The sequence below is a fragment of the Kitasatospora sp. SC0581 genome, assembly GCF_048159585.1.
In the GTDB taxonomy this organism is placed as follows: domain Bacteria; phylum Actinomycetota; class Actinomycetes; order Streptomycetales; family Streptomycetaceae; genus Kitasatospora.
Genome location: NZ_JBLRWA010000007.1, coordinates 100,233 through 124,176 on the forward strand (window position 1 = coordinate 100,233; position 23,944 = coordinate 124,176).

Genomic DNA, 23,944 nt, shown 5'->3' on the forward strand with positions numbered 1-23,944 from the left:
CGTGCAGAGGATTCACTTCACCGCAGCCGACCTCGCCAGAACCCGACTGAAGAGCACCATGGGCCCGCTCGTGGAATCGGCCTTCGCCTGCGACCTGCTGGACCGCGGCGTGAGCGCGCCGTACGCCCGGTGGCGAAAGCAGGTGAACGAGCGCCTCCCCCGGCGGCCGGTGCCCCGCCCGCGCAGCCGTCCCGAGCACGACGTGGACTCGCTGCTCCGGCAGGCGCTGCGGTACGCGGGGGCGCCCGACGCGCCGCCCGAGCCGTCCGGGCCGTTCGACGCGTCCGAGGCCGCCGAGCTGCCGCAGCGGCCCGGGGCGGGCGTGGACGCCTGCCTGCTGGAGGCCTGGCAGCTGGCCGTGGCGCCGTTCTGGCAGCACCTGCACGCCTACCTGGTGGCCGAGTGCGAGGCACGCGGCCGGATCGTGATGGCCGGCGGGGTGGAGCTGCTGCTGTCCACCGCGCACCCCCGGATGACCTGGCGGGCGCCGGTCCTGGAGATCCCCGGCGGGCCGGACCAGGACATCCGGCTGGGCGGCCGGGGCCTGGTGCTCACCCCCTCGGTGTTCCTCAACCACCGGCCGGGCCTGGCGATCGACGCCGAGGGGCCGGACGCGCAGGTGGTGCTGGTGTTCGCGGCCCCGCCGCACGCCCGCAAGGGGGCCCAGCTGTGGCAGGAGCGGGACAGCGGCTCGCGGCCGCTCGGCGCCCTGGTGGGCCAGACCCGGGCGGCCGCCCTGCGTACGCTGCGGGCGAGTTGCACGACCAGCCAGCTCGCCGACCGGCTGGGCATCTCGGCGGCCAGCGCCAGCCAGCACGCGGCGGTGCTGCGCCGGAGCGGGCTGATCACCACCCGCCGGGTGCGCAACACCGTGCTGCACTCGGTGACGCCGCTCGGGATGGCGCTGCTGGACGGCGGGCCGGTACGGCCGGCGGCGACGGGCTGCGACCGGTCCGAGCGGCCGGCCCGCGGGGCCCGGCCGCGGAGCGCCTCGCACCTGCTCGCCTCGTAGGCACAGCGGGCTGGACCCCCGGCCGCCGTCCGGTGCCGGGGGTCCTCACCCTTCCCGCCGTTCCGGGATCAGCTCCGCGGCCAGGCCCGGAACTGGCGCAGCCCGTACAGCAGCGGCCGCGGGTGGTGGCGCCGTACGACCCGGCGGATCTCGCCGTAGACGGTGACGTGGTCGCCGACCCGCTGGGCCAGCACCACGTCGCAGTCGGCCACCGTGTGGGCGTCGCGCACCAGGTGCGGGCCGGCCGCCTCCGGGGCCTGCTCCCAGGGGAGCAGCTGGAACCGGTCCGGGTTGCCGGAGGCGAACAGTTCGGCGGTCCCCTGGGCGTCCTCGTGCAGCAGGTTGACCGCGAACAGGCCGCTGTCGGTGACCGCTTCGAGCGTGGGACTGCCGTCGCGCAGGCAGACCAGGAGGGTGGGCGGGTCGAGTGAGACGCTGCACACCGCGGAGCAGGTCATGCCCCTCGGGGCGCCGTCGGGGCCAGTGGCGGACACCACGCTCACGCCCGTGGGGAACCCGCTCATCATGGCCCGGAACTCGTCGGGGGTGGCTCCCGCCGTCCCCACGGCTCCGGACGCCCCGGAGGCCCCGGCCCGTAACCGGGCCCGGTCGCCCGCGTACTCGGTCATCTCGCACCGCTTTCTGTCTCGACGGACTCCACCGGCGCCATGGCCGTCGCGCTGATCCCCTCGGCCGCCGGGCGGCCCTCCATCCGGTCGAACAGCTCCAGCAGCGGCCCGGTGGCCGCCGTGGTGACCAGTGCCATCACCACCAGGGCCAGGACCAGCGGCGCGGGCAGCACCCCGGAGGCGAAGCCGGCCTGGAGGACGATCAGTTCGGTGAGGCCGCGGGTGTTCATCAGCGCGCCGATCCGCCGGGCGGTCCGGGGCGACTGGCCGCCGACCCGGGCCCCGAGGTAGCCGCCGAGGCCCTTGCCGAGGAAGCCCAGCAGGACGGTGCCGGCGATCAGCACCCCGGAGGTGGCGGAGAAGGCGCCGGTGAGCACGGTGACCCCGGTGACCACGAAGAAGGCGGGGGTCAGGAACTGCCCCGACCGGGAGACCGTGGACACCACCCGGGTCCACGGGCCGCCGTCGTCGTGCGGGACCGCCAGCCCGGCCAGTGCCGCGCCGAGGATCGACGTCATGCCGAGGTGCTTCATGGCGAAGGCCACCGCGAGGGCGGCCACCGCGACCAGGACCGCCATCGCCCGGGGCGAGCGGCCGCAGAGCCGGGACGCGGTCCGGGTGCCCAGCGCGTAGCGGATGGCCAGCGCGCAGACCACGCCGATGGCCAGGGCGCGCAGCGAGTGCAGCGAGCGTGCCGGGTCCCCGGCGCCCAGGCTGATGGCCAGGGAGAGCAGCAGCCAGCCGCAGGCGTCGATGACGACGGCGGAGGCCAGCGAGAGCCGGCCCGGGACGCCGTCGCTCATCCCGCGGTCGGCCAGGATGCGGGCCATCACCGGGACGGCGGTGATGGCCATGGTGACCGCGACCATCAGGAGGAAGGCCGGCAGCGGGGCGCCGCCGCGGGCCGCCCGGTCGCCGGTGAGGGCGATCAGCCCGACCAGCAGGCCTCCGGTGGCCAGCGGCGGCACCAGCGCTCCGACGGTGATCCAGGTGGTGGCGCGCCGGGGCAGCCGGTCCCGGCCGCGGCGCAGTTTGTGGGCGAGGCCGACCAGGAAGAGCACCAGGGCGGCCTCGGCGACGGTCTTGACGAGGTCGAACACCGGCCCCGGCAGCACGGCGTCGAGGGCGGGCCGGCCAGCCAGGGCGATCACGGCGGGCCCGGCCAGCAGGCCCCCCGTGATCTCCCCGATCACCTCCGGCTGCCGGAGACGGCGCGCGACTCTCCTGCCCGCCACGGCGATCAGCAGCACGACGCCGAGGACGGCGGCCGCGTGCACGACGCGTGTCAGGAGCTGGAGGACGTCCATGACGAACGGGCCCCTTTCCCGGGATCGTGGTCAGCGCATCCGGGCGAAGTAGTCGTACGCCTTGGGCAGCGTCGCGACGAGCCGTTCGGTCTTCTCCCGGATCTGGGCGAACTCCCGTTCCGCGGCGGCGCCGTCGGAGAGGTCCAGGGCCGGGGAGTGCGCCACCTCGATGCCGCCCATCCCCAGCAGGACGCTCATGTAGGAGTACGGCGGCAGGCCGTGGTAGTAGGGGAAGACCGTTTCGGAGTCCGGGAGTTGGGCCTTCCAGAGTTCGAGCCGCTCGGCCAGCGAGTCGGGGATCTTCCGGGTCTTGGTGTCCCGCCAGTACTGGGTGTCGGTGCGCTTGGCGGCGACGTAGTGCAGGACCAGGAACTCCCGTACCCCGTCCATGACATGGGCGACGGCCCGGTTGTAGAGGTCGCGCCGGACCGGGTTCCAGTCCTGCGCCGGGAAGTACTTGACCAGTTGCTCGATGGCGTGGTGGATGAAGAAGATCCCGGTGGACTCCAGCGGCTCCACGAAGCCGCTGGCGAGGCCGACGGCCACGCAGTTGCGGGACCAGGAGTTGCGGCTGCGGCCGATCCGCATCCGGATGTGGTTGGCCTCGACGTCGGCGGCGGCGGGGCCGACGAAGGCGCGCAGGGTCCGCTCGGCCTCCTCCGGCGAGAGGTAGTCCTTCGCGTAGACGTACCCGGTGCCGACCCGGCCCATCAGCGGGATCGTCCAGATCCAGCCGGCGTCCTGGGCGGTCGCGGTGGTGCAGGGCAGCACGCCGCGCTTCGCCATGTCCATCGGCACCTGGAGGGCGACGGCGCTGTCGTTGGGCAGGGTGTCCTGGTAGGAGATGAACGGCTCCTCCAGCGCCTTGTTCAGCAGCAGCCCGCGGAAGCCGGTGCAGTCGATGAAGAGGTCGCCGGTGAGCTCGCCGTGCTCGGCGGTGCGCAGTCCGCTGATCCAGCCGCGGTCGTCGAGCCGGACGTCCTGGACGTCGTCGACGATGCGCTTGACGCCTCTGTCGGTGGCGTACTGCGTCAGGTACTTGGCGAGCAGCGCGGCCTCGAACTGGTAGGCGTACGGGAACTGGGTCTTGCCCTGGTGCTCGGACATGGTGAGGCCCTGCATCTCGTCCGCGCCCTCGTCGAAGGGCTGGTCGATGAGGGCGCCGTCGAGGTGGCGGGGGCTGAGGCCGGCGTCGATGACCGAGGCCATCACGAAGCAGTCCTTGTCGAACCGGCTGGTCGGCCCCTGCTTGAGCCACCAGTCGGTGAGCGGGAAGCCGTTGACCGAGCGCATCTGCTCGAACGGGTGGTAGAAGTAGTGGCCGGGCTCGCGCCAGTCCTCGAAGCGGACGGCGAGCTTGTACGTCGCGTTGCAGGCCGGCATCCAGTCCTTCTCCTTGAGTCCGAGGAACTCGAAGAAGTGGCGGATGTCGCTGAAGGTGGCCTCGCCGACGCCCACGGTGGAGATGTTGCCGGATTCCACGAGGGTGATGTCCACCCGGTCCTCGAACGCGGCCTTCAGGTACGAAGCCGTCATCCAACCCGCTGTTCCGCCGCCTACGATCACAACCCGGTCGAGCACTGGTGACTCCTCTTCGGTGGTCCACGTGTTTCCGGCAGGGGAGGTGCCGGATACCGGCCGAGGTGGCGCCGTCGGTCGTCACCCCGCTGGTAGAAGCTGAGGGCGGCGCCACCAGAGAGTGACTCTAGGCATCCTCGTAAGGTCCGACCAGGTCATTTGGCACTGGTCGAAAGTCGCAGGTCGGGTTGACCCGTACCTGTCGGACCATTCGAACGCCTGACGGGTCATCAGCGCGGTGTCAGCGCAGGTCAGCCACACTGCTGTGGCCAGATCTCCCCCGAGACGGAGCCACTCATGACGCAGCAGAGGCAGATCCCGCAGTTCGCCGTCGTCCCCGGCGCGCAGGTGCACGGCGTGCTGTCCGGCAACGAGAAGCAGACCGTCGACCTGGTCGCGGCGACCTACCGGGTGCACGGCGAGGGGGACACGGTCAACCCGCCGTCGTACTTCCTGCGCTTCCCGGACCGGCCCACCTCGCGCATCATCGCGCTGCCGGCCTCGGTGGGCGGCGGCACGCCGGTCGACGGGATCAAGTGGATCTCCAGCTTCCCGGAGAACGTGGCCGCGGGCCTCCCCCGGGCCTCCGCGGTGCTGGTGCTCAACGACCCCGCGACCGGCTACCCGATCGCCTGCCTGGAGAGCTCGATCATCAGCGCCGCCCGCACCGCCGCCTCGGCCGCGCTCGCGGCCGACCGGCTCTCCGCCGGCCGGCCCCGGCCGCGGCGGGTCGGCTTCATCGGCACCGGGCTGATCGCCCGGCACATCCACACCTATCTGGCCCGCACCGGCTGGGAGTTCGACGAGGTCGGGGTGCACGACCTGTCCGCCGAGCACGCGGCCGGCTTCCGCTCCTACCTGGAGCGCGCGGACCCGGAGCGGGCCGACCGGGAGCAGGGCGGCGCCTCGCCCCGGATCACCGTGCACGGGAGCGCCGAGGAACTGGTCCGCGCCTCGGACCTGGTGGTCCTGGCGACCGTCGCCGCGAAGCCGCACCTCACCGACCCCTCGTGGTTCTCCCACAACCCGGTGGTGCTCAACGTCTCGCTGCGCGACCTGGCGCCCGAGGTGCTGCTCGCCTCGGCCAACGTGCTGGACGACGTCGAGCACTGCCTGAAGGCCGAGACCTCCCCGCACCTGACCGAACAGCTCACCGGCAACCGGGACTTCATCGACGGCACGCTCCACGAGGTGATGGCCGGAAAGGTCCGGGTGCCGACCGACCGGCCGGTGGTGTTCTCGCCGTTCGGGCTCGGCGTGCTCGACCTCGCGGTCGGCCGGTACGTCTACGACGAGCTGGCCGCGCGGGGTGAACTCGCCGTCGTGGACGGCTTCTTCCACGAGCTGGACCGCTACGGCCGGGGCGCCGGGCAGCCGTAGCCGCACCTCCGACTTCCCATGGACAGCTCAACCCGCCACCTGTAGCATTCTTCTGACAGGTCGACAGATACGGGCCCGCCGTCACGGTGCGTCCCCGTCGGCCCGTCCCGGGTGGCGCGGCGAGGCCGCACCCCCACCTCCGAGCCGGGCGCCGGATCGCTCCCCCGTCGATCCGGCGCCCCTCCGGGTGTCATGCACAGGGCGTGTCATACCATCCGCCCCCGGCCGCCCCGCCCGGCTGGTATCTCCCGGTCCGCACCGGCGTCGCGCAGACTCACCTGGACGGCTCGGAAAATCATGGGGTGCTGCTGTGGAAATCAAGCTTCTCGGTCCGCTGCTCCTGTCGCACGAGAACGTGCACTACACCATGGCGTCGAAGCGGACCAGCGTCGTGCTGACCCTGCTGGCGACCTCACCGGGGATCCCGGTCCCGTTCGACGAGATCGTGGACGAGTTATGGGGCGACCAGCCGATGGCCAATGCCCGCAACGCCCTCCAGGCGAATGTCGGCCGACTGCGCCGGCTGCTGGAATCCGTGACCGGCCGCAAGGGCGACGAAACCCTCCGCACCGCCAACGGCGGCTATCTCCTCGACGTCCCGACGGACGCGATCGACGCGCACCGTTTCCTGCGGCTCGCCGACGCGGGCGGCGATCTCGCCCGGCGCGACCCGGACCGCGCCATCGCGACCCTGGAGGAGGCGCTCGGCCTGTGGCGCGGCGGCGCCCTGATGGACTCCTGCGACGGGCTGCGCTGCCGGATCCGGGCGGCGCACCTGGAGGAGCGCCGGATCAGCGCGTACGAGGACCTGACCGCCGCCAAGCTCGCCGTGGACTCGGCCCGGGTCCCGGTGTCCGAACTGCGGCAGCTCGCCGTCGAGCACTCCGAACGGGAGCGCCTGAGCGAGCTGTTGATGCTCGCGCTCTACCGCGACGGCCGGCAGGCCGAGGCGCTGGAGGTCTTCCACAGCACCCGCCGCCGGCTCGCCGACGACCTGGGGCTGGAGCCCGGCCGCGCGCTGCACCACGCCTACCAGGCGATCCTCCGGCAGGCCGACCTGCTCGGCGAGCCGCGGCGGGTGCTCGACTTCGCCGGACCCGTACCGGCCTGATCCCGCTCGGCATATGCCCGTTCCGGAAAATCCCGGAATACCGGTTTCCGATCACCGGCCGCGCCGCGCATTCCCCCCTCCCGACCCCCGTCCCGTTCCGGCCCGTTCACGCCGCTTCCGACTGTGGACGGTCAAGGATCACTCTGTTAGCGTGGCGACCGCCTTGGATTTTTCCTGGTGGCTACGCGAGGAAGTCGGAATCGCGGACGGGGGCCCAGTGGACGTTGAGTTGAGGCATGCCAAGATCGTTACCACCATCGACCGGCTGGGCAGCATTTCCAGAGCCGCCGCCCAATTGAGCCTTCCCCAATCGAGCCTCACCGCACAATTGAAGCGGATCGAAAGAGCCGTGGGCGGCGAGCTGTTCGTACGGACCAGAACCGGAACCATTCCGACCGCCTTGGGGGAAAGGCTCATCCCGATTCTGGCCGAACTCGTCCAGCACGCGGACCGGGTGATCGCCGAGGCGGCCGCGCACTTCTCGGAGGTGTTCCGGTTCGGGAACGCCGAGTGGACGCCGCCGTCGCTGCGCAGCGCGCTCAAGTCCGCGCTGCCGGTCAAGGAGGTGCAGACCGAGACGCTCAGCCCCGACGCCGCCATCGCGCAGGTGTCCCGCGGCGCCCTGCACGCCGCGATGGTGCCCGGGGTCGCGCTGGCCGCCTCGGCCGAGGCGGACGAACCCGCCCTGGCCAGTACGGTGATCGTGCGGGAGCCCGTCTGGGTGGCGCTCCCGCACGACCACCACCTGGTCGGCCAGGAGGCGGTGAGCCCGGCGCAGCTCGCCTCGCTGCGGTGGGTCCGCTACACCCGCGACCACTGGTTCCACCCGATCGAGAAGCAGCTGTTCGCCGCCGTCGGCCGGGCCGACCTGGAGGTGCTGCACTACGTCGACGGCCACCACGAGGCGATGAACTGGGTCCGGGACGTCCGGGCCGCCGCGCTGACGCCGCCCACCGGCGTCACCCGCGAGGTGCGGCTCGTCCCGGTCTCCGTCGCCGAGGGCACCGACATGCTGCTGGTGTGGCGCAGCGACTCGGTGACCGACGACATCCAGCGCAGACTGCTCACCACGCTCCGGCGCTACTACTGCGAGTACGCCCGCACGATCCCCGGGTACTGGTCGTGGGTCATCCGACACCCGGACCAGTTCACCGAGTTGGAGTCCTTCCTGCCGCCCCGGGTGCAGTGGGGCGGGGCCGGCCGGGCGGGCCCGGAGTGGTCCGGGCCCGGGGCCGGTCACAGGGTGGCGAGCGCCTCGGCCGGCGGCGTCCGCAGGGCGGCGCCGGTGGCCGAGACACTGGCGAGGGCGGTCAGCGCCCCGACGAACCCGACGATCGAGAGGTAGATCCAGACCGGTCCGCGGGGCAGCCAGGAGCCGTCCAGCGCCATCCGGAAGGGTGCGAGCGTGGCCGCGGCGACGAAGGTGCCCAGCGCCGTGCCGACGATGGTGACGAGCAGCGACTCGATGCCGGTCATCGCCAGGATCTGGCCGGGGGTGGCGCCGACCAGCCGTTGCAGGGCGAACTCCCGGCGGCGCTCGGCGGCGGCCACCACCAGGGTGTTGACCAGGGAGATCACCGCGTACGCGATGATGCTGCCGGCCAGCAGGTAGTCCACCCAGGCGCCGACCCCGTCGCCGCCCTGGCCGGCGGAGAGCGTGGTCTGGAGGTAGATCAGCGCGGTGGACAGCCCGGTGGCCAGCATCACCGGGCTGACCGCGCCGGCGATCCGGATCCGGCGGGCCCGGGCGTTGTCCATCGCCAGGTCCCCGGTCAGGCCGAACAGCGCGCGCAGCGGGCGGTGGAACACCCCGGTGAGCACCTTGGTCAGCCCGGGGCCGAGCAGGGCGATCCCGCCCGCCCAGAGCATCGCCGAGGGGCCGGCCGTACTGGCGGCGACCTCGCCGTTCATCACGGTGCCGGTCACCACCGCCAGCGCGGTGCCGCCGGCCAGGCAGAGCACCGCGAAGGCCAGCCGCGGGCCGCTCAGCCAGCGGTGCTGGAGGCGGGACTCGGCGAGCGCGTCGGCGGGCCGGGAGAGCGCCGCCCGCCGGGAGGCGATGAAGGCCGCGGTCAGCGCGGCGAGCATCGAGGTGCCGCCCGCGGTGACCATCGGGATCCAGCCGGCGTGGTAGGTGATCCCCTTCGTGACCACGCCGCTGGCCGCGATCTGCTCCAGCATCCACCCGCCCGCGAGGTAGCCCGGGACGAGGGCGAGGGCGACGGCGACGAGCGCGACGACCAGGGTCTCCACCACGATCATCCGGCGGAGCTGGCCGGGCAGGGTGCCGATCGCGCGCAGCAGCGCCATCTCGCCGAGCCGCTGCTGGACCACCAGGGCCAGCGTGGAGCCGACGATGAAGACGGTGACCATCGCGGCGATCCCGCCGAACACCGCGGACATCGAGATCAGCCGGCTGGCCGCCTGCTGGGTGCCCGGCGGGACGGCCGCGAACGGGGGCACCCGGTGGCGGATGCCGGTCTCCATCAGGCCGCCGCAGGCGGTGAGGATCACCGCGCCGAAGAACAGCGCGACGGTGGAGGCGATGAAGCTCGTCCTGCGGAACCGCAGGGTCTGCAGGGCCAGGGCGAACATCAGCGGGCCGCCTCTCCGCCGCGGGCGACGGGGGTGCCATGGGCGCCGGATGTCACCGGGGTGTCCGGGCTGTCGCCCCAGGCGCCGAGCCGGGTCATCCGCTCGGCGATGGTGTCGGCCGAGGCGCCGCTCAGCTCGTCGACGATCCGCCCGTCGGCCAGGAACAGCACCCGGTCGGCATAGGAGGCGGCGACCGGGTCGTGGGTGACCATGACGGCGGTCTGCCCGTCGTTGTGGACGGCCTGGCGCAGCAGCCGCAGGATCTCCACCGCGGTGCGGGTGTCCAGCGCGCCGGTCGGCTCGTCGCCGAAGAGCACCGCGGGCCGGGTGATCAGGGCCCGGGCGATGGCGACCCGCTGCTGCTGGCCGCCGGACAGCTCGCCGGGCCGGTGGTTGCTGCGCGAGCCGAGGCCGACCTGCTCCAGCACCCGCTCGACGCTCTCCCGGCCGGGCCGGCGCCCGGCCAGCCGCAGCGGCAGGGCCACGTTGTCGGCCACGCTCAGCGCGGGCAGCAGGTTGAAGGCCTGGAAGATGAAGCCGATCCGGTCCCGGCGGAGCCTGGTGAGCTCCTTCTCGCTGAGCCCGGCGAGTTCCATGCCGTCCAGCGAGACCGAGCCGGAGTCCGGCCGGTCCAGCCCGGCGGCGCACTGCAGCAGCGTGGTCTTGCCGGAGCCGGACGGGCCCATCACCGCGGTGAAGGTGCTGCGGCCGAAGCCCACCGACACGTCGTCGAGGGCGACGACCCGGTTGCGCTCGTTGCCGTAGCCACGGCAGACGTTCCTCAGTCGCACGGCATCGTCGATGCCGTGCACGGTGGCGGTGGTCATGGCGACTCCGTGGGTGACCAGGACGGATGGGACGGGATGGCGCCGGACGGCGCGGATGGAACGGGTGGGACGGGTGGGACGGGTGGTTCAGAGTTCGTCGACGCTTCGCAGCAGGTCCTCGACCGATGCCAACCTGGCGGTCAGCGCCCGTAGTTCACCCCGGAGCGCCTTCTGTCCGGTCAGCGTCTCCTCGGCCAGCTGCCGGTAGGCGGCCATCGCGGCGGCGTCCGCGCGGTGCCGCTGGAGGGTGAAGTACGAGACGATGCTGACGCTGATCCCGCCGATGACGATCAGTGTGATGACGATGGCGATCACGCCGCCGCTCATGAGGGTCCCTTCTGTTCCTTCGGGCGTCGCGCCTTCCTCCGGGCGGCGCCTGGTTCAGGCGTCGCTGCCTTCGGGCGTCGCGTTGCGCCCGTCGACCTGCGCCCGGTCCTCCCGGAGGGCGGCGATGACGGTGTCGACCGTGACGCGGATGTCGAACGGAGTGAGTTCGAAGAACTTCATGGCCTTGCCGTCATCGGAGAGCTCCAGCGCGCCGGCGACCAGGCCGGCGTGTTCGAGCCGCTCCAGGTGCATGTAGAGCAGCGGCCTGGACATGCCCAGCCGCCGGGCCAGTTCACTGACGTGGACCCGGCCCTGCGCCAGTTCGCCGATGATCCGCAGGCGCTGGGTGTGCCCGACGGCGGCGAGCAGGGCCAGTAGTTCCGCGCTTGTCGGCACCCCCACCCTCTTCCTCCTACCTGAAAGTTGAGACTGACAGGTGTTGGCGAGCACTGTCAAGCCGATCAACGACCGTCAGTTGCACGTCAGTTGTCCGTCAGCGCGGGCGAGAAGAATTCAGATCATCATCTGTCGCACCCACCCCCTCACCGGGAGGCGAAATGCCCAGCACCGCGGTCGTCACCACCGAACAGCGCGCCCAGATCAAGGAGATCGTCTGCGACATCCTCGAACTGGAGGCCGACGAGGTCACCGACACCAGCCGGTTCAAGGAGGACCACAACGCCGACTCGCTGGGCGCCATCGAGATCCTCTCCTCGCTGGAGCGGACCTTCTCGATCGAGATCGACCAGGCCGAGCTGATCCGGATGGTCAACCTGGACGGTGTCGTCGCCGTCGTCCAGGAGAGCCTGTCCAAGTAGCCCGCCGCAGCGCCGAGTCGACAGAACGGAGTCAGCAATGGTGGGCAGCGGAGACCGGGAACCGCGCCGGGTCGTCATCACCGGGCTGGGCGCGGTCACCAGCATCGGCACCGGGGCGGCCGAGTTCCTCGGCGGGCTCCGCAGCGGCCGCAGCGGCGTCAAACCGATCACGTCCTTCGACACCACGGGCTACGCCCACGCGAACGGCTGCGAGATCGACGACTTCGACCCGGCCCAGTGGATCGAGCACGGGGATCCCGAAGAGCTGGGCCGGGCCAGCCAGTTCTCCGTCGCGGCGGCGAGGATGGCGGTGGCCGACGCGGGCCTCGCCCTGGAGGAGCTCCGCGCCAGGCGCGTCCTGGTCTCGGTCGGCACCACCGACGGCGAGTCGCGCGACCTCGACGCCCTGACGGAGCACCAACTCCACCACGGCCCCGAAGGGTTGCCCCCCGTGGTGGCCCGCCGGTCGGCGGCCGGCCTGCTGTCCAGCAGCGTGGTGCGCGAACTGGAGCTCACCGACGTGGAGGCCGTCACCATCGCGACCGCCTGCGCCGCGGGCAACTACGCCATCGGCTCCGGCTTCGACGCGATCCGCTCGGGCGAGGCGGACGTCGCCCTGTCCGGCGGCGCCGACGCGGTCTGCCGCAAGACCTTCACCGGCTTCTACCGGCTCGGCACCATCGCGCCGGAGCTGAGCCAGCCCTTCGACGTCGACCGCAAGGGCATCCTCACCGGCGAGGGCGCCGGCATCCTGCTGATGGAGAGCCTGGAGTCGGCACTGGCCCGCGGCGCGGGGATCTACGCCGAGGTGCTCGGGTACGGGCTCAACTGCGACGCCCACCACCCGGTCGCGCCGGACCGCGACAGCCTCGCCGCCTGCATCGAACTGGCCCACCGCAACGCCGGGGTGAAGCCGGAGGACATCGACTTCATCTCCGCGCACGGCACCGGCACCAAGGCCAACGACGTGACGGAGGCGGGCGCGATCCGGCAGGTGTTCGCCACCCCGCCGCCGACCGTCTCCATCAAGTCCATGCTCGGCCACACCATGGGCGCGGCCAGCGCCCTCGCCTCCGCCGCCTGCGCGCTGGCGATCAAGGAGGGCTTCATCCCGCCGACGATCAACCACCGGCAGACCGACCCGGAGTGCGGCCTGGACCCCGTCCCCAACCGGGCCCGCCCCGCCGAGGTGCGCATCGTGCAGAACAACGCGCTGGCCTTCGCCGGAAACAACGCGGTGCTCATCCTCGGCGCGTACCGAGCGCACCCGGACGCATGAGCGCGCCCACCCCCCGGCTGCGCAGGGCCGCCGAGGGCCCCGACCCGGTCCGGGTGCTGCTGCTGCACGGCCTGGGCGGCAAACCCTCGGTGTGGAGCCCGCTGGTCCGGCGGGCCGGGGCCGCCTTCGAGCTGTGGGACGTCGAACTGCCGTGGCGCGCCCAGTCCGAGGGCGACGGCTGGGGCGCCCGGCCCGACCCCGGCCGGTTCCTGGTCGAGCTGCTGGACGAGCGCTTCGACGCCGTCGTGGCCCACTCGTACGCGGCGAACCTGGTCGTCGAGGCGACCGCGGCCGGCCGCACCGCGCCCCGGCCGACCGTGCTGATCAGCCCCTTCTACCGGCCCAGCCCCAAGGACTTCGACTGGTCGGTGATCTCGTACTACCTCAACGACTTCCACCGCGTCTTCGAGGAGGCGCTGGAGGTCGGCGAGACCGCGCGGTTCGCCCGGTCCCACCGCGACTGGATGGCGCGCCAACTGCGCGACCAGGTCGGGCCGTACGGCTGGATGCGGTTCTTCGAGGCCTACCTGCGCTCCCCCACGCTCGACCTCGGCGCCGTCGGCTCGCCGCTGCTCGTGCTGTCCGGGCAGCGGGACACCGCCGCCCGGCCCGAGGACGGCCGGGCCCTCGCGGCCCGGGTGCCCGGGGCGCGGTACGAACTGCTGCCGGGCTGTCGGCACTTCCCGATGGTCGAGCGGCCCGACCTGGTCACCCGGCTGGTGTGCGAGTTCCTGCGCGCCGCCGTGCCCGGGGCGCCGCACGCCGACGCCACCACCCTCTCACCCCAGGAGTTGCCATGACCAGCAGTGCCCCCGCCGCCGACCCGACCACGCGGGTGCGGCTGCGCCCCCGCTACGAGGGCTCGAACATCTGCACCTGGATCGGCTTCAAGCACGTCAACTACCTGGTCGAGGAGGCGGTCTACGACCACGCCCGGCAGCACGGGTTCCCGCCCGGGGAGCTCTTCGAGCGGTACGGCCTGGGCGTCGACCTCACCGATCTCGACACCAAGATCCTCACCGCGCTGCACATCGACGACGTGGTGACGGCCACCGTGCGCCGGCTGCCCGCCCAGGACGGCGGCGGGCTGCGCCTGGGCGTGGAGCTGACCGTGGAGCGCTCCGGCGAGACCGTGAAGGCCGTCGCCGCCAAGGCCACCGTCCACCTCCGCTCCGACCCGCGCGGCCACGCCGTCGCCGAACCGCCCGCCGAGCTCGTCGGACTCACCGTCGACCGGCTGGGCGCGGGCGCGGCGCCCGTCCCGCTGGAGCCCGGCACCGACCCGCTCGAGCAGCTGACGGCGGGCCGCAACGCCTTCGGCTGGGCGTGGCGGATGCCGTACTTCTACTGCCACTTCACCGAGCGGGTCCAGATGTCCGGGTACCTGCGGCAGATGGAGGAGGTCGTCGACCTCTTCCTGGCGGACCGCGGCGTCTCCATCAAGACCCTGCTGGACGAGCAGGACTGGATCCCGGTCGTCCCGCACTCCCGGATCACCCTCCTCGACGAGGCGCTGATGGAGGAGACGCTCTACACCGTCTACACCGTCGAGAGCGTCTTCAAGCGGCTGACCTACACCGCGCGGATGGACGCCTACGTGCTGCGCGACGGCGTCCTGGTGCCGACCGCCACCGGCCGGATCACCCACGGCTGGGCGGTGATCGAGAACCGCCGCGACTGGAGCCTGGTCGACTTCGACGACCGGCTGACCGACGCCCTGACCGGCAAGGCGGGCAAGGCCCTCGGCCGGGGCCGGGCATGACGGCGACCGACAGCCGGGCCCGGGCCCGGCCGGCCGGCCCGGACCGGGCGATGCCCGAGCCGGTGTTCTCCGCCTGGTCGGCGGTCTCGCCCTTCGGGGTCGGCGCGCAGGCCTTCGGCGCGGGGCTGCGCGCGGGCACCGGCGCCGTCGCCGCACTGGACCGCACCGCGTACCCCGGCCCCTACGAACAGGCCGCCCTGGTACCGGACTTCAGCGCCGCCGCGGCCCTCGGCCGCAAGGGCACCAGGACCATGGACCGGGTCACCGCGCTCGCCGTGCACACCTTCGGCACCCTGCTCGACGGCTGCGGGCCCGGCCTGCTGGACCGCCCCGAACGGGTCGGCCTGGTCCTGGGCACCGGCTCGGGCAGCGTGCAGAGCATCATGGACTTCACCAAGGACTCGCTCACCGGCGACCGCCCCTACCTGGTCGACCCGGCCAGGTTCCCGAACACCGTGATGAACCGGGCCGCGGGCCAGTGCGCGATCTGGCACGGCATCAAGGGCCCCAACAGCACCATCGCGGGCGGCTGGTCGGCCGGCCTGCTCGCCCTCGGATACGCCGCCCGGCTGTACCGCGGCGGGCACTGCGACCGGGTGCTCTGCGGCGCCGCCGAGGAGTACTCGGTCCAGCGCGCCTGGCTGGAGTGGCACAGCGCGGGCGAGGACGGCCGGACCCCGCTCGGCGAGGGCGGCGTCGCCTGGCTGCTGGAGTCCGCCGAGCAGGCGCGCGCGGCGCACCGCCCGGTCCTGGCACGGCTGCTCGGCACCCGCTTCCGCGCCTACCACCGGCCCGAGCAGGCCGCCGGGGCACTGACCGACTGCGTGCGCGCGGCGCTCGCCGAGGCCGGCGCGGACGGCCGGGACGTACGCCTGGCGGCCCCGCTCGGCGGACCGGACGAGGAGGCGGCGGTGCGCGCGGCCCTGCCCGCCGGGGCGGAGCCGCAGTGGCTCCGCTGCCGGCCGCTGCTCGGCGACGCCTCGGCGGCCGCGACCGGCCTCCAGCTGGCGGCGGTGCTGGCCGCGGCCGGCGAGGGACGGCTACCCGAGGGCGGGCTGGCACTGGTGACCTGCGTCGACCGGGACGGCACGGTCGGCTGCGCGCTCCTGGGCGGCTGACCGCGGCGGCCCGGACACGGCGGGGCCCGGACACGGCAGGCCCGGCCCCGGCGGGGCCCGGTCGGCAGGCCCGGACAGCCCCGACACAGAGGAGGGACAGACCATGATGCTCACAGCGTTGACCGTGGCGGAGCCGGACGGCCGCCCGGAACCCCCCGGCGCGGCCGGCGAACCGGTGGCGCGGCACGTCCGGGGCACCGTCGTGCTGACCGCGGCCGAACCGTTCCTGCGCGGGCACTACCCCGGCCTGCCGGTGGTCCCCGGCTTCGGCCTGGTGCAGTACGTCCACGAGCTGGCGGCCGCGGCCGCCGTCCCCGGCCCCGGCCGGGCCGAGCTCACCCGGGCGCGCTTCCTGAGCCCGGTGCGGCCCGGCGACGAGATCGCCGTCGACGCCCGGATCCAGCGCGACCACGACGGGGCCCGGGTCTGCGCCCAGGTCCACGCCGACGACCGACTCGCCGCCGAGATCACCCTGTTCTACCCCCGGGAGGCCCTGTGAAGGACATCGCCGCCATCACCTCGGTCGTCCCGCACCGCCACCCCGCGCTGCTGGTCGACCGGATCGCCGAGATCGAACCGGGCCGCCGGCTCGTCGCGTACAAGGCGGTCACCCTCGCCGAGCCCGCCTACCGGGACGTGCCCGAGGACGCCGCCAACGAGGAGTACGACTACCCGCTCGGCCAGCTGCTGGAGTCCTGGGCGCAGTGCGCGGTGCTGCTGTCCTGTTGGGAGCGGCCGAACGCCAACGTGCTGGACGGGCAGGTCGTGCTGCTGGCCAGGACCCGGGACGTCCGGGTGCTCGGCCCGGTCCGCCCCGGCTCGGTCGTGGTGCACGAGGTCACCATGGTCCGTGCCCTCGGCGACTCCTTCATCACCTCCGGCCGCAGCACCGTGGACGGCCACCCGGTGCTGGAGGTCGGCCAGTTGACGCTGGCGCTGCGCCCGGCGGAACTCCTCCGGGCCCCTGGAAGCACGACCGACGGGAGGTCCTGATGTCCGCACGACGGGTCGCCCTGGTGACCGGAGGGTCCCGGGGCATCGGACGCAGCGTGGTGGCCCGGCTCGCCGCCGACGGCTACGACGTGGCGTTCTGCTACCAGTCCCGGGAGGAGGCCGCGGCGGAGACCGCGAAGGAGGCCGAGGCGGCCGGCGCCCGGGTGCTGGCCCGGCGGGTCGACGTGGCCGACCGCGCCCAGGCCGAGGCCTTCGTCAAGGCCGCCGAGCAGGAGCTGGGGCCGCTCCACGCGGTCGTCTCCTCGGCCGGCATCGTCCGGGACAACCCGCTGGTGCTGCTCACCGAGCAGGCCTGGCAGGACGTCATGCGGGTCAACCTGGACGGCACGTACCACGTCTGCCGGGCGGCGGTGTTCGCGATGATGAAGCGCCGCGCCGGCGCCCTGGTGACGATGTCCTCGGTGGCCGGCGTGTACGGCAACGCCACCCAGACCAACTACTCGGCGTCCAAGGCCGGGATCATCGGGTTCTCCAAGGCGCTGGCCAAGGAGGTCGCGCCGCGCGGCATCCGGGTCAACTCCGTGGCGCCCGGCTTCATCGAGACCGACATGACCTCCGCCCTCGCCGAGGGCGCCGACCTCACCGGACGCATCCCGCTGGGCCGCCTCGGCCGCCCCGAGGAGGTCGCCGACCTGGTCTCCTTCCTGCTCTCCGACCGCGCCTCGTACATCACCGGGCAGGTCTTCGGCGTCGACGGCGGGCTGGTGCTGTGAGCGGGTCCGGCAGGGCTCCGCGGTTCTACTTCTCGCTGCGCAGCCCGTACTCCTGGCTCGCCTACCGCGAGCTGCTGGAGCGGCACCCGGACGTCGCCGGGGCGGTGGAGTGGCGGCCCTTCTTCGAGCCGGACGGCACCAGCGAGCGGCTGCTGGCCGAGCTGGGCGGCTCGTTCCCGTACACCGCGATGTCCCGCGCCAAGCACCTGTACGTCCTCCAGGACGTGCGGCGCCTCACCGCCGCGCGGGGGATCGCGTTCCGCTGGCCGGTGGACCGCGACCCGGTCTGGGAGGTCCCCCACCTGGCCTATCTGCGGGCCCTGCGCGGGGGTCTCGGCCCGCAGTTCGTCGCGGCCGCCTACCGGGCCCGCTGGGAGCAGGGCCGGGACATCTGCGACCGGACCGTCATCGCCGGGATCGGGTCCGAACTGGGCCTCGACCCGGCGGAGTTGGCGGGTGCGAGCGACGACCCGGAGCTGCGCCGGCAGGGGGCCCTGCTGCTCAAGGACATCTGCGACGACGGGGTGTTCGGCGTCCCGTTCTTCGTCCAGGGCTTCAACCGCTTCTGGGGGCTGGACCGGCTGCCGGACTTCGTCGCCCACCTGCGGGCCCGGGCCGGCGGCGACGGGGCGCTGCCGCCGCCGGCCGCCCCGGCGGTCGGGCTCGGCGCCCGGGCCGTCGACGACGGCCACGCGGGCGGCTGCGGCTGACCGGCCCGCACGCGTACGGCACGGCCCCGGCGGAGGAACGCCGGGGCCGTGCCGTACGCGTACGCGCGCGCCTCAGGACCGCACCGGGACGCTCCGGTACAGCTCGGCGATGCAGGCCCGGGAGAGCGCGGCCAGGCTGGAGACCATCAGCTCCGGCGGCAGGCCCGCGCTCCGGTAGGCGAGCGGGAGTTCGGTGCAGGCCGCCACCACCGGCAGCCGCCGGCGCCGCCAGAGGCGTCCGACGGCCTCCCGGAAGGCGGCGCCGGCCTCCTCGGCCCGTCCGGCCTTCACCCGTTCGGCGGCCCCGTGGACCGCCTCCTGCGTCCCGCCGTCGGGCACCAGCAGCCGGTAGCCCCGGGCCGCGGCCCGCCGCTGGTAGAGGCCGCTGCGCACGGTCCCGGTGGTCGCCGTGAGCCAGCCGCCGTCCGGGCTCAGCCGGACGGCCTCGTCCAGCGTGGCGTCGACGATGTCGACCACCGGGACGGGCGAGGTGGCGGCGAAGCCGTCCAGGAAGACGTGCGCCGTGTTGCAGGGGACGGCCAGCAGGTCCGCGCCCCAGCCGGCCAGCGTGCGCAGGCACTCCCGCACCCGCCGCCCGGGCTCGTCGTCGCCGCCGAGGATCGCGGCGGTGCGGTCCGGGATGCCCGGCTCGGACAGCAGCAGCAACCGGGGGTGCTGCTGGTCCCGGGAGGCCGGCGCGTCGGCCGCGAGCAGCCGCAGGAACTCCGCGGTCGCCGCCGGGCCCATGCCGCCCAGTACGCCCAGGGTCCGCTCGGGAGCCCGTGCCGTCAGCGCTGTCATGCCTCGACTCTGGACGGCTGCGCTGACCCGGAACTGACATTCGCCTGACATCCACCGTTTGGGGGAACTCCCCATCAGGAGACGGGGGTTAGCCCCATGGTCCCCGGCTTTCCCAGCGGGATAGCTTCGTGGGGTCCGCCCCGCGACGGGGCCTGTCCAGGAACGTCCTTCAGATCTGGGGAATGACATGCGCCAGCAGTCCGGCCGTCTCGCGTCCTTCGTCGTCCTCGCGGCCGCCGTGGGCGGTCTCAGCGCGTGCGGGTTGGCTCCCGACAACAACTTCGACGACGACGCCACGGTGAGCGACAAGATCACCGCCGTACGGCTCGACACCACCTCCGGCGGCGTGACCCTGCGCGGCAAGGACGGCCTCGACAAGGTCTCCGTGCACCGGTCGGTCAGCTACAAGAACGACAAGCCCGGGGTGACGAGCCGGGTCGAGAACGGCGTCCTGGTGCTGGGCGGCTGCGGCCAGTACTGCTCGGTCACCTACACCGTCGAGGTCCCCTCGGGCCTGCCGGTCAGCGGCCAGACCAACTCCGGCTCGGTCAACCTGACCCAGGTGGGCAACGTGCAGGTGTCCACCCACTCCGGGGCGGTCAGCCTGGACGGGGTGAACGGCACCACGGAGGTGAAGACCACCAACGGCGCCATCACCGGGCGCGGGCTGAACGGCAGCCGCATCCAGACCGAGACCCACAACGGGGCGATCGACCTCGTCTCGACCAAGCCGCAGGACGTCTCCGCGTCGACGTCCAACGGCGCCATCACCCTGGTCGTGCCGAGCGCCACGTACAAGGTGTCCGCGAAGACCGGCAACGGCCACAAGGACATCGGGGTCTCCGACGACCCGTCCGGCCGCTACCAGCTCGACCTGAGCACCAGCAACGGGCGCATCCAGGTCAAGCAGGCCTGACAACCCGCGCAACGGGCTGCCGTCCGGCGATCAGCCGGGCGTCAGCAGCCTGTCAGCGTTCCCGGCGAATCTGGTGGGGCTCCGATCCTTGTCGCGAGGAGGCCCCGTCGCATGACGTCGATAGAAGCGGTATCGAGCTACCTGCCACCGACGGTCTCGGTCGAACAGCTGCGGGAGCCGCTGGGGCTGACCGACCAGCAGGTGCGCCGGTTCACCAGGCTGTACGGCCTCGACCGGATCTGCCAGGCGCCCGACCAGTCCGAGGCGGAACTGCTGGCCACCGCGGCGGGCAAGCTCGACGCCCTCGCCGGGCAGGAGGACCGGATCCGGTACGTGGTGCGCGCCAAGGGGCTGCGCACCACCGCACCGTACCCGGTCAGCCCGCTGCGGACGGTCTGCGAGTCGCTGGGGCTGCGCCGGGCGAAGGTCTTCTCGGTGGCCGACCACGGCTGCGCGACCGGACTGCTCGCGGTGGACGCGGCCGGAACCCTGCTGGCGGCGGACGGCGACCCGGACGCGCTCGCGCTGGTGCTGGCCGGGGACAAGACGCTCACCCCGTTCTCCCAGTGGGTCGAGGACGTCTCGATCATGGGCGAGGGCGTCACCGCCGTCCTGGTGGGCGCCGGCGGCGACCGCAACCGGGTGCTCGGCTACCACGCCCGCATCCACGGCCGCGAGGACGGCGTCATCGACCTCGACGCCGAGGGCGCCCGCGAGGCCAAGCGGATCTACCAGGACGCGATGGCCGAGGTCATCGACGGCGCCCTGGCCGCGGCCGGCCTGGCCGTCGGCGACCTCGACCTGGTGCTGCCGCACAACGTCAACCGGGTCTCCTGGACGGTCGCCGCCAACGCGCTCGGCATCGACCGGGACCGCATCTTCCTGGAGAACATCGGCCGGACCGGCCACTGCTTCTGCGCCGACCCCTTCATCAACTACCAGTCGGCGCTCGAACTCGGCCTGCTGCGGCCCGGGGACACCTACCTGATGACCTCCGCGGGGCTCGGCCAGTCCTTCGCCGCGATGGTCGTGAGGCACTGATGGGCGCCCGCGACGGGGGCCGGACCCCCGATGCCGCCGATGCCCCCGATGCCGCCGACCGGCTGGCCCTCGCCCTGACCGGCTCCCCCGACGCCCGGCTGCTGTTCCTGGGCAACTTCGAGGTGGAGCAGCAGTGGGCGCTCGGCGAGCACACCCTGCCCCGGCTCTCCGCCGCCACCTCCAGCGCCGTGGTCAACCGGATGGACGAGTTCGCGCTGCTGCTGGCCGGCGGCCGGGACCACGTGGTGCTCAAGACCCGGCCGGACGGCGACTACCTCGGCTACCTGGCCGGGCTCGGCCTGGACCTGCCGCGCGTCCACGTCCCCGCCGCCCAGGACCCGCAGCGCACCGTCACCGAGGACGCCCTGGCCGACCCGGCCCTGCTCGCCGAACTGGCGGGCCTGGCCGCCGACGGCTGCCGGATCGCCGCCCACGGCGTGTCCGAGCCGGAGGAGCGCCTCGCCGCGGCCACCGGGCTGCGCCTGGCCGGGCCGGACGCGGCCACCTGCAAGGCCGTCAACAGCAAGGTCTACAGCCGCCGGATCGCCGACGAGCTCGGCCTGCGCCAGCCCCGGGGCTGGGCCTGCGAGACGCTCGCCGAACTCGCCGACGCCTTCGCGGCGGTGGACGCCGAGCTCGGCGACGGCCGGGCCGTGGTGAAGGAGGCGTTCGGCGTCTCCGGCAAGGGCATCGCCCGGCTGACCAGCCGGCGCCGCGGCGAGCGGATCCTCGGGCTGATCGCCAAGCAGGTCGAGGCCTCCGGCCGGCCGCGGATCGCCATGGTGGTCGAGGAGTGGGTCGCCAAGAGCACCGACCTCAACTACCAGTTCACGGTGGGCCTGGACGGCTCGGTGGCGTTCGACTTCGTCAAGGAGCAGCTCACCGAGGACGGCGTCCACAAGGGCCACCGGATGCCCGCCCGGCTCGGCGCCGACCAGGTCGACGAGCTGCGCACCGCCGCGGACCTGCTCGGCAAGCGGCTGGCCGCGGACGGCTTCCACGGCGTGGTGGGGGTGGACGCCATGGTGGACCCGGACGGCGGGATCTACCCGGTCGTGGAGATCAACGCCCGCAACAACATGTCCACCTACCAGGTCCGTCTGCAGGAACGGTTCGTCAAGCCGGAACAGGTCGCCGTCGCCCGCCACTACCCGCTGCGGCTGACCGCACCGCTGGCCTTCGACGAGCTGCGCCGGCTGCTCGACGGCCTGCTGCTCGACCCGGCCGGCGGCACCGGCCTGCTGGTGAACAACTTCGCCACCGTCAACGCGGCGTTCACCGGCGGCGACGCCCCGGTCGACGGCCGGCTGTACGGGATCGTCCTCGCGGACTCGGCGGAGGAACTGACCACCATCGACGCGGAGATCGCCGACCGGCTCGACCGGCGGGAGAGAGGGGACCGGCCATGAGCGACGTCTTCGAGATCCAGGGCACACCCGTCACCGAGATCGCCCAGCGGTACGGCACCCCGCTCTTCCTCTACGACGGGGACGCCCTGACCGGGCGGATGCGCGACCTGCGCGAACACCTGGACCCCAGGCTCCAGGTGTTCTTCTCCCTCAAGTCCAACCCCAACCTCGCCATCTGCGCCCTGCTCCACGCCCACGGCGCCCGCGCCGAGGTCTCCTCGCTCACCGAGCTGCGCACCGCCCGGCAGGCCGGGGTGGCCGGCCGGGACATCCTCTTCCTCGGGCCGGGCAAGAGCCGGGAGGAACTGCTCGCCTGCCTGGACGAGGAGATCGCGGCGATCGTCTGCGAGTCCCTCCAGGAACTCGCGCTGATCGACGAACTCGCCCGCGAGCGCGGCACGGTGGCGCCGGTCGCGCTGCGGGTCAACCCGAGCTTCTCGGTCAAGGGCTCCGGCCTCACCATGGGCGGCAAGCCCCGCCAGTTCGGCATGGACGAGGCCCAACTGCTGGCCGACCCGGGGCTGGTGGCGCGCCACCCGGCGGTGCGGGTGATGGGCGTCCAGGTCTACATGGGCACCCGCATCCTGGTCGAGGACACCATCGTCGAGAACACCGAGCGGATCTTCGACCTGGCCGAACGCCTGAGCGCCGCCCTGGACTTCGAGCTGGAGCTGGTGGACGTCGGCGGCGGCCTCGGCGTCGCCTACTTCGACGGCGAACGGGACCTCGACCTGCCGAAGCTCGCCGCCGGGATCAACCCGCTGGTCGCCGCGTTCGCCGAACGCCACCCCGGCACCCGGCTGGTGATGGAGCTCGGCCGCTACCTCACCGCGCTGGCCGGCACCTACGTCACCCGGATCCGGTACGTGAAGGAGTCGCTGGGCGAGCGCTTCGCGGTCGCCGACGGCGGCACCCACCACCACATGGCGGCGGTCGGCATCGGCTCCTTCGTCAAGCGCAACTTCCCGATGCTGCTGCTCAACCGGCTCGACGAGCCCGCCACCGAGGTCTGGAACGTCACCGGCCCGCTCTGCACGCCCAACGACACCCTGGCCAAGAAGGCCGAGCTGCCGCCGGTGCGGCCGGGCGACCTGCTCGGCGTGCTGCGCTCCGGCGCGTACGGGCCGACCGCCTCCCCCGTGCACTTCCTCAGCCACGGCTACCCGGCCGAGGTGCTGGTGCTCGACGGCGAGGCGCACCTGGTCCGCGAGCCCGACCGCCCGGAGGACCTGCTGCGCCACCAGCGCCCGATCGCCCCCGAACTCCTCGGCCGCTCCAGCTAGTTGCCGCACGTCCCCACCCCCAACCCCCGGAAGGAGTGCCGACCATGACCGGAGCCACCGGCACGGACCGCGCGCGGATCGTCACCGAGATCTCCGCCGCCCTCGGCGAAGTGCTCGACTACGACCTGCCCGAACTCACCGAGGAGTCCCGGCTCTTCGACGAGCTCGGCCTCGACTCCACCGGCGTCTTCGAGCTGCTGATGCGGCTGGAGGAGTCGCTGGACGTCGAGTTCGACACCGACTCGCTGGAGATGGCCCACTTCGCGAGCGTCCGCTCGCTGGCCGACTTCGTGGCCACGGAACTGGGCGGCTGA

26 protein-coding genes and 1 pseudogene are annotated in these 23,944 nt (G+C 73.1%); 19 read left to right on the forward strand and 8 right to left on the reverse strand.

What is annotated here, in order from left to right; translation table 11 throughout:
- Position 1: 1 nt before the first annotated feature.
- On the forward strand, positions 2-1,012 hold the full coding sequence (locus tag ACLWS4_RS14515; protein WP_416874323.1) for an ArsR family transcriptional regulator: 1,011 nt from the start codon (positions 2-4) through the stop codon (positions 1,010-1,012).
- 68 nt (positions 1,013-1,080) lie between these two features.
- Here ACLWS4_RS14515 and ACLWS4_RS14520 read toward each other — a convergent pair whose 3' ends face one another.
- From ACLWS4_RS14520 to ACLWS4_RS14530, 3 genes are read right to left on the reverse strand one after another with little or no spacing between them, the layout of a single operon-like run.
- Positions 1,081-1,641, reverse strand: a complete 561-nt coding sequence (locus ACLWS4_RS14520) for a flavin reductase family protein (protein WP_117487100.1) — start codon at positions 1,639-1,641, stop codon at positions 1,081-1,083.
- Positions 1,638-2,948, reverse strand: a complete 1,311-nt coding sequence (locus tag ACLWS4_RS14525; RefSeq protein WP_416874324.1) for a cation:proton antiporter — start codon at positions 2,946-2,948, stop codon at positions 1,638-1,640. The genes ACLWS4_RS14520 and ACLWS4_RS14525 overlap by 4 nt, the downstream gene beginning before the upstream one ends.
- Positions 2,949-2,978: 30 nt before the next feature.
- Positions 2,979-4,529 carry a tryptophan halogenase family protein gene (locus tag ACLWS4_RS14530; RefSeq protein ID WP_074002444.1) on the reverse strand — a complete coding sequence of 517 codons (1,551 nt, stop codon included), beginning with the start codon at positions 4,527-4,529 and terminating at the stop codon, positions 2,979-2,981.
- Between the two features lie 294 nt (positions 4,530-4,823).
- Here ACLWS4_RS14530 and sbnB point away from each other — a divergent pair, with 294 nt between their 5' ends.
- The 4 genes and pseudogenes from sbnB to ACLWS4_RS14550 all read left to right on the forward strand — a co-directional run bounded on the left by sbnB (position 4,824) and on the right by ACLWS4_RS14550 (position 8,362).
- Positions 4,824-5,906 (forward strand): 2,3-diaminopropionate biosynthesis protein SbnB, encoded by a 1,083-nt coding sequence (gene sbnB, locus ACLWS4_RS14535; protein ID WP_416874325.1) that lies wholly within the window; start codon positions 4,824-4,826, stop codon positions 5,904-5,906.
- 310 nt (positions 5,907-6,216) lie between these two features.
- Positions 6,217-7,017 (forward strand): AfsR/SARP family transcriptional regulator, encoded by an 801-nt coding sequence (locus tag ACLWS4_RS14540; protein ID WP_234348407.1) that lies wholly within the window; start codon positions 6,217-6,219, stop codon positions 7,015-7,017.
- A gap of 13 nt (positions 7,018-7,030) precedes the next feature.
- A pseudogene (locus tag ACLWS4_RS14545) lies at positions 7,031-7,414 on the forward strand (helix-turn-helix domain-containing protein); the annotation flags it as partial.
- Positions 7,415-7,417: 3 nt separating this feature from the next.
- On the forward strand, positions 7,418-8,362 hold the full coding sequence (locus ACLWS4_RS14550) for a substrate-binding domain-containing protein (RefSeq protein ID WP_416874377.1): 945 nt from the start codon (positions 7,418-7,420) through the stop codon (positions 8,360-8,362).
- Here ACLWS4_RS14550 and ACLWS4_RS14555 read toward each other — a convergent pair.
- The 4 genes from ACLWS4_RS14555 to ACLWS4_RS14570 all read right to left on the reverse strand — a co-directional run bounded on the left by ACLWS4_RS14555 (position 8,254) and on the right by ACLWS4_RS14570 (position 11,162).
- A complete protein-coding gene (locus ACLWS4_RS14555; RefSeq protein WP_416874326.1) occupies positions 8,254-9,612 on the reverse strand; it encodes an FtsX-like permease family protein in 1,359 nt (452 codons plus the stop codon). The two genes, ACLWS4_RS14550 and ACLWS4_RS14555, sit on opposite strands and share 109 nt — an antisense overlap.
- Positions 9,612-10,439, reverse strand: coding sequence for an ABC transporter ATP-binding protein (locus ACLWS4_RS14560; protein ID WP_416874327.1), 828 nt, complete (start codon positions 10,437-10,439; stop codon positions 9,612-9,614). The genes ACLWS4_RS14555 and ACLWS4_RS14560 overlap by 1 nt, the downstream gene beginning before the upstream one ends.
- An 87-nt stretch (positions 10,440-10,526) precedes the next feature.
- Positions 10,527-10,766 carry a hypothetical protein gene (locus tag ACLWS4_RS14565; protein WP_049652159.1) on the reverse strand — a complete coding sequence of 80 codons (240 nt, stop codon included), beginning with the start codon at positions 10,764-10,766 and terminating at the stop codon, positions 10,527-10,529.
- A 54-nt stretch (positions 10,767-10,820) separates the two neighbouring features.
- A complete protein-coding gene (locus ACLWS4_RS14570) occupies positions 10,821-11,162 on the reverse strand; it encodes an ArsR/SmtB family transcription factor (protein WP_049652158.1) in 342 nt (113 codons plus the stop codon).
- Between the two features lie 161 nt (positions 11,163-11,323).
- Here ACLWS4_RS14570 and ACLWS4_RS14575 point away from each other — a divergent pair, with 161 nt between their 5' ends.
- The 9 genes from ACLWS4_RS14575 (at position 11,324) to ACLWS4_RS14615 (ending at position 18,180) form a co-directional block, all read left to right on the forward strand.
- A complete protein-coding gene (locus tag ACLWS4_RS14575; RefSeq protein WP_049652157.1) occupies positions 11,324-11,584 on the forward strand; it encodes an acyl carrier protein in 261 nt (86 codons plus the stop codon).
- A gap of 37 nt (positions 11,585-11,621) precedes the next feature.
- The gene (locus tag ACLWS4_RS14580; protein ID WP_074002440.1) at positions 11,622-12,863 is read left to right on the forward strand and encodes a beta-ketoacyl-[acyl-carrier-protein] synthase family protein; all 1,242 of its coding nucleotides are present in this window, start codon (positions 11,622-11,624) and stop codon (positions 12,861-12,863) included.
- Complete coding sequence (locus tag ACLWS4_RS14585) at positions 12,860-13,663, forward strand: alpha/beta fold hydrolase (RefSeq protein ID WP_181970522.1); 804 nt, start codon at positions 12,860-12,862, stop codon at positions 13,661-13,663. Before ACLWS4_RS14580 ends, ACLWS4_RS14585 begins: the two co-directional genes overlap by 4 nt.
- The gene (locus ACLWS4_RS14590) at positions 13,660-14,625 is read left to right on the forward strand and encodes a hypothetical protein (RefSeq protein WP_380742025.1); all 966 of its coding nucleotides are present in this window, start codon (positions 13,660-13,662) and stop codon (positions 14,623-14,625) included. Before ACLWS4_RS14585 ends, ACLWS4_RS14590 begins: the two co-directional genes overlap by 4 nt.
- Positions 14,622-15,743, forward strand: a complete 1,122-nt coding sequence (locus ACLWS4_RS14595; RefSeq protein ID WP_416874328.1) for a beta-ketoacyl synthase N-terminal-like domain-containing protein — start codon at positions 14,622-14,624, stop codon at positions 15,741-15,743. The genes ACLWS4_RS14590 and ACLWS4_RS14595 overlap by 4 nt, the downstream gene beginning before the upstream one ends.
- 103 nt (positions 15,744-15,846) lie before the next feature.
- Positions 15,847-16,242, forward strand: a complete 396-nt coding sequence (locus tag ACLWS4_RS14600) for a hypothetical protein (protein WP_074002437.1) — start codon at positions 15,847-15,849, stop codon at positions 16,240-16,242.
- Entirely contained in the window at positions 16,239-16,736 is a 498-nt protein-coding gene (locus ACLWS4_RS14605; protein WP_049655093.1) for a 3-hydroxyacyl-ACP dehydratase FabZ family protein, read from the forward strand. The genes ACLWS4_RS14600 and ACLWS4_RS14605 overlap by 4 nt, the downstream gene beginning before the upstream one ends.
- Complete coding sequence (fabG, locus tag ACLWS4_RS14610) at positions 16,736-17,470, forward strand: 3-oxoacyl-[acyl-carrier-protein] reductase (RefSeq protein WP_049655090.1); 735 nt, start codon at positions 16,736-16,738, stop codon at positions 17,468-17,470. The genes ACLWS4_RS14605 and fabG overlap by 1 nt, the downstream gene beginning before the upstream one ends.
- Positions 17,467-18,180, forward strand: coding sequence for a 2-hydroxychromene-2-carboxylate isomerase (locus ACLWS4_RS14615; RefSeq protein WP_416874329.1), 714 nt, complete (start codon positions 17,467-17,469; stop codon positions 18,178-18,180). The genes fabG and ACLWS4_RS14615 overlap by 4 nt, the downstream gene beginning before the upstream one ends.
- Before the next feature lie 72 nt (positions 18,181-18,252).
- On the opposite strand, the gene ACLWS4_RS14620 is transcribed toward ACLWS4_RS14615, so the two are convergent.
- Complete coding sequence (locus ACLWS4_RS14620) at positions 18,253-18,981, reverse strand: aspartate/glutamate racemase family protein (RefSeq protein WP_053112228.1); 729 nt, start codon at positions 18,979-18,981, stop codon at positions 18,253-18,255.
- Positions 18,982-19,168: 187 nt separating this feature from the next.
- Here ACLWS4_RS14620 and ACLWS4_RS14625 point away from each other — a divergent pair, with 187 nt between their 5' ends.
- From ACLWS4_RS14625 to ACLWS4_RS14645, 5 genes are all read left to right on the forward strand, one after another.
- Positions 19,169-19,897 (forward strand): DUF4097 family beta strand repeat-containing protein, encoded by a 729-nt coding sequence (locus ACLWS4_RS14625; RefSeq protein ID WP_375875543.1) that lies wholly within the window; start codon positions 19,169-19,171, stop codon positions 19,895-19,897.
- Between the two features lie 111 nt (positions 19,898-20,008).
- Positions 20,009-20,938: a 3-oxoacyl-[acyl-carrier-protein] synthase III C-terminal domain-containing protein gene (locus ACLWS4_RS14630; protein WP_049655080.1), complete on the forward strand. Its 930-nt coding sequence runs from the start codon at positions 20,009-20,011 to the stop codon at positions 20,936-20,938.
- Positions 20,938-22,347 carry a hypothetical protein gene (locus tag ACLWS4_RS14635; protein ID WP_416874330.1) on the forward strand — a complete coding sequence of 470 codons (1,410 nt, stop codon included), beginning with the start codon at positions 20,938-20,940 and terminating at the stop codon, positions 22,345-22,347. Before ACLWS4_RS14630 ends, ACLWS4_RS14635 begins: the two co-directional genes overlap by 1 nt.
- Entirely contained in the window at positions 22,344-23,630 is a 1,287-nt protein-coding gene (locus ACLWS4_RS14640; protein ID WP_074002434.1) for a type III PLP-dependent enzyme, read from the forward strand. The genes ACLWS4_RS14635 and ACLWS4_RS14640 overlap by 4 nt, the downstream gene beginning before the upstream one ends.
- Before the next feature lie 44 nt (positions 23,631-23,674).
- Positions 23,675-23,944 carry an acyl carrier protein gene (locus tag ACLWS4_RS14645; RefSeq protein WP_049655074.1) on the forward strand — a complete coding sequence of 90 codons (270 nt, stop codon included), beginning with the start codon at positions 23,675-23,677 and terminating at the stop codon, positions 23,942-23,944.

Bases quoted from the DNA above. Each gene is read 5' to 3' on its own strand.
- ACLWS4_RS14520 (WP_117487100.1), bottom strand. From the start codon at position 1,641: ATGACCGAGTACGCGGGCGACCGGGCCCGGTTACGGGCCGGGGCCTCC.
- ACLWS4_RS14525 (WP_416874324.1), bottom strand. From the start codon at position 2,948: ATGGACGTCCTCCAGCTCCTGACACGCGTCGTGCACGCGGCCGCCGTC.
- sbnB (WP_416874325.1), top strand. From the start codon at position 4,824: ATGACGCAGCAGAGGCAGATCCCGCAGTTCGCCGTCGTCCCCGGCGCG.
- ACLWS4_RS14555 (WP_416874326.1), bottom strand. From the start codon at position 9,612: ATGTTCGCCCTGGCCCTGCAGACCCTGCGGTTCCGCAGGACGAGCTTC.
- ACLWS4_RS14560 (WP_416874327.1), bottom strand. From the start codon at position 10,439: ATGACCACCGCCACCGTGCACGGCATCGACGATGCCGTGCGACTGAGG.
- ACLWS4_RS14565 (WP_049652159.1), bottom strand. From the start codon at position 10,766: ATGAGCGGCGGCGTGATCGCCATCGTCATCACACTGATCGTCATCGGC.
- ACLWS4_RS14575 (WP_049652157.1), top strand. From the start codon at position 11,324: ATGCCCAGCACCGCGGTCGTCACCACCGAACAGCGCGCCCAGATCAAG.
- ACLWS4_RS14580 (WP_074002440.1), top strand. From the start codon at position 11,622: ATGGTGGGCAGCGGAGACCGGGAACCGCGCCGGGTCGTCATCACCGGG.
- ACLWS4_RS14585 (WP_181970522.1), top strand. From the start codon at position 12,860: ATGAGCGCGCCCACCCCCCGGCTGCGCAGGGCCGCCGAGGGCCCCGAC.
- ACLWS4_RS14590 (WP_380742025.1), top strand. From the start codon at position 13,660: ATGACCAGCAGTGCCCCCGCCGCCGACCCGACCACGCGGGTGCGGCTG.
- ACLWS4_RS14595 (WP_416874328.1), top strand. From the start codon at position 14,622: ATGACGGCGACCGACAGCCGGGCCCGGGCCCGGCCGGCCGGCCCGGAC.
- ACLWS4_RS14600 (WP_074002437.1), top strand. From the start codon at position 15,847: ATGATGCTCACAGCGTTGACCGTGGCGGAGCCGGACGGCCGCCCGGAA.
- fabG (WP_049655090.1), top strand. From the start codon at position 16,736: ATGTCCGCACGACGGGTCGCCCTGGTGACCGGAGGGTCCCGGGGCATC.
- ACLWS4_RS14620 (WP_053112228.1), bottom strand. From the start codon at position 18,981: ATGACAGCGCTGACGGCACGGGCTCCCGAGCGGACCCTGGGCGTACTG.
- ACLWS4_RS14625 (WP_375875543.1), top strand. From the start codon at position 19,169: ATGCGCCAGCAGTCCGGCCGTCTCGCGTCCTTCGTCGTCCTCGCGGCC.
- ACLWS4_RS14630 (WP_049655080.1), top strand. From the start codon at position 20,009: ATGACGTCGATAGAAGCGGTATCGAGCTACCTGCCACCGACGGTCTCG.
- ACLWS4_RS14635 (WP_416874330.1), top strand. From the start codon at position 20,938: ATGGGCGCCCGCGACGGGGGCCGGACCCCCGATGCCGCCGATGCCCCC.
- ACLWS4_RS14640 (WP_074002434.1), top strand. From the start codon at position 22,344: ATGAGCGACGTCTTCGAGATCCAGGGCACACCCGTCACCGAGATCGCC.
- ACLWS4_RS14645 (WP_049655074.1), top strand. From the start codon at position 23,675: ATGACCGGAGCCACCGGCACGGACCGCGCGCGGATCGTCACCGAGATC.